Source organism: Vibrio harveyi NBRC 15634 = ATCC 14126 = KCTC 12724, from assembly GCF_001591145.1.
Classification (GTDB): domain Bacteria; phylum Pseudomonadota; class Gammaproteobacteria; order Enterobacterales; family Vibrionaceae; genus Vibrio; species Vibrio harveyi.
This window is the reverse complement of the sequence record NZ_BCUF01000111.1, coordinates 1-2,132: the sequence shown is the minus strand read 5'-3', so window position 1 is coordinate 2,132 and position 2,132 is coordinate 1. Positions and strand designations below refer to the sequence as shown.

General features: G+C 42.6%; 3 protein-coding genes. 2 read left to right on the top strand and 1 reads right to left on the bottom strand.

The window, feature by feature from the left end; all coding sequences use genetic code 11:
* Positions 1-652: 652 nt before the first annotated feature.
* On the bottom strand, positions 653-1,162 hold the full coding sequence (locus VHA02S_RS24595) for a MerR family transcriptional regulator (RefSeq protein WP_038899622.1): 510 nt from the start codon (positions 1,160-1,162) through the stop codon (positions 653-655).
* A gap of 314 nt (positions 1,163-1,476) precedes the next feature.
* On the opposite strand from VHA02S_RS24595, the gene VHA02S_RS24590 reads away from it, so the two are divergent.
* The gene (locus tag VHA02S_RS24590; protein WP_038883034.1) at positions 1,477-1,809 is read left to right on the top strand and encodes a type II toxin-antitoxin system RelE/ParE family toxin; all 333 of its coding nucleotides are present in this window, start codon (positions 1,477-1,479) and stop codon (positions 1,807-1,809) included.
* Entirely contained in the window at positions 1,796-2,110 is a 315-nt protein-coding gene (locus tag VHA02S_RS24585; protein ID WP_038899623.1) for a helix-turn-helix domain-containing protein, read from the top strand. Before VHA02S_RS24590 ends, VHA02S_RS24585 begins: the two co-directional genes overlap by 14 nt.
* Positions 2,111-2,132: the final 22 nt, after the last annotated feature.

Genomic DNA, 2,132 nt, shown 5'->3' with positions numbered 1-2,132 from the left:
TGGTATTGCGTTGCTCACACCTTAACAGGGCGTTATGTTTACTTGTATTTCAAGGGCTTAAATGTCTTAGGCTTTAGTTCTTTGTCCCTCGGGCAATCCGTCCCTAGTAGACTCAGCAAATCCGCATAGTCGGTCTAAGTTCTTGAATCACTCAGCCTGTAAAACATGCCAATTTTCGTGGGTTGCTTCATTGTCAGGTCGAGCTGGCTAGGTTTCAGTTACTCTGGCTTAAAGTCGCCTCTAGGTTCTTTTCCAATTAGCATCCCACCTTGGCAGTTGTCTCGGCAACTGACCTCTGTTTGGCGCTGTTGTGAGAAGAAACGAGGGCACTTGTTGAATGTAAGTCAGGTTGCCTCATTGGGCAGTGAAGTGGAATTACTGGTTTTGGGTTAGTCGCCTTTGGCGGTCAAGTCGGTTCTGACCTTGTGGTTTGCTTCAGAAAACTAGTTGTAAATAGCAGTTCTTTCTCAAGTAAATCATATGTTTGTGGTAAAACATAACAAACAATTCAACAGTGATTCGCAACGCTTGGCGCTTTCACTTCGAGTTGAGTTTAGTGTTTACGGCGCAGTTTTCAAGTTCAGTGACTGCGTTGCTCACACGTTAATTGGGCGTTATGCATAATAGCCTCTTCCTTGAGGCTATTTTCACTCTATAGAGCTCGAATCTTAGTGATTTCCTCACCAGAAATGCCGAGAGATTCAAGGAATTTCTGGTGTTCATTAGGCTCTAGTTCTTCAAACTTCTGATGCCACTTGACCATATCGGTTTCAGTGAATCCTGCGGCAACCATGATTTCTACCCAGCGTTCTTTATTCACAATATTTTCCTCTAATAGACTTGGTTCTTGAAGCAACACGACCACAGCCTTTTGCTGTGCTCGTAGGTTTTGGATTTCTCTTTCCAACTCATTGAAATGGTCTTTCAATATTTGGGTTTGAGACTCCCTATTACGGTCTAATAACGTGCGAATACTGGAAACTGATAGCCCGTACGAACGATAGGAGGTAATCGCTTCTAATCGTTCAATCTCTTTCTCACCATACCAGCGGTATCCATTCTCAGAACGACAAGCAGGTACCAGTAGTTCTTCTTTTTCGTAGTACAAAATAGTGGTACGAGAAACTCCGAACTGTTTCGCGATTTGAGTGACAGTTAGCATATTTGCTCCATTGTTTGACCGAATGTGCATCTTGAACCCTAGCCTTATAGACGGGTCAATAGTTTAATTGTACATTCCTCTGATGTGGCGCGATATGCATAACAAGCAATTTAAGAGGGATTCACAACGCTTGGCACTTTTGCTTCTACTTCAAATTTAGTGTTTATGGCACAATGCTTTAGGTTTGGGGAGAGGCGTTGTTCACCCCTTAATTGGGCGTTATAGCTCAGGTCAGATTTACTGCTCCAAAAATTATAGCTACGTTAATCACGTATAGTTTTGCTATCTGTACGTTACTTGCGTATACTTTGCGTATGAAAAGTGTATTTGTCGAATCAACCATATTTGAAAAGTACCGTAATGAATATCTCAGCGATGATGAGTTTAGGCTTTTTCAAGCAGAGTTAATGTCTAACCCGAAGCAGGGTGACGTGATTCAAGGTACAGGTGGTTTGCGAAAGATTCGAGTTGCAAGTAAAGGTAAGGGCAAGCGTGGTGGCTCTCGCGTTATCTATTACTTCCTCGATGAAAAGCGTCGTTTCTACTTGCTGACGATTTACGGCAAGAATGAAATGTCCGACTTAACCGTAGACCAAAAGAAACAACTAAAGGCTTTTATGGAGGCGTGGCGTAATGAGCAATCGTAATTTATTTGCGGAGTTAAGTTCAGCACTTGTTGAGGCTAAAGAGCATTCAGAGGGCAAGCTTACCCTTAAAACTCATCAAGTTAACGACATCAGTGAGTTAAATATCTCACCTGATGAAATCGTGAGTATTCGAGAGCAGTTTAATATGTCTCGTGGTGTGTTTGCTCGTTTGTTGCACACATCATCTCGTACGTTAGAAAACTGGGAACAAGGGCGTAGCGCACCAAATGGACAAGCAGTAACTCTTCTAAAGTTGGTTCAGCGTCATCCAGAAACCCTGTCGCACATCGCTGAGCTATAACAAACTGTTTAAGAGTGATTCG

Bases quoted from the DNA above. Each gene is read 5' to 3' on its own strand.
- VHA02S_RS24595 (WP_038899622.1), bottom strand. From the start codon at position 1,162: ATGCTAACTGTCACTCAAATCGCGAAACAGTTCGGAGTTTCTCGTACC.
- VHA02S_RS24590 (WP_038883034.1), top strand. From the start codon at position 1,477: ATGAAAAGTGTATTTGTCGAATCAACCATATTTGAAAAGTACCGTAAT.
- VHA02S_RS24585 (WP_038899623.1), top strand. From the start codon at position 1,796: ATGAGCAATCGTAATTTATTTGCGGAGTTAAGTTCAGCACTTGTTGAG.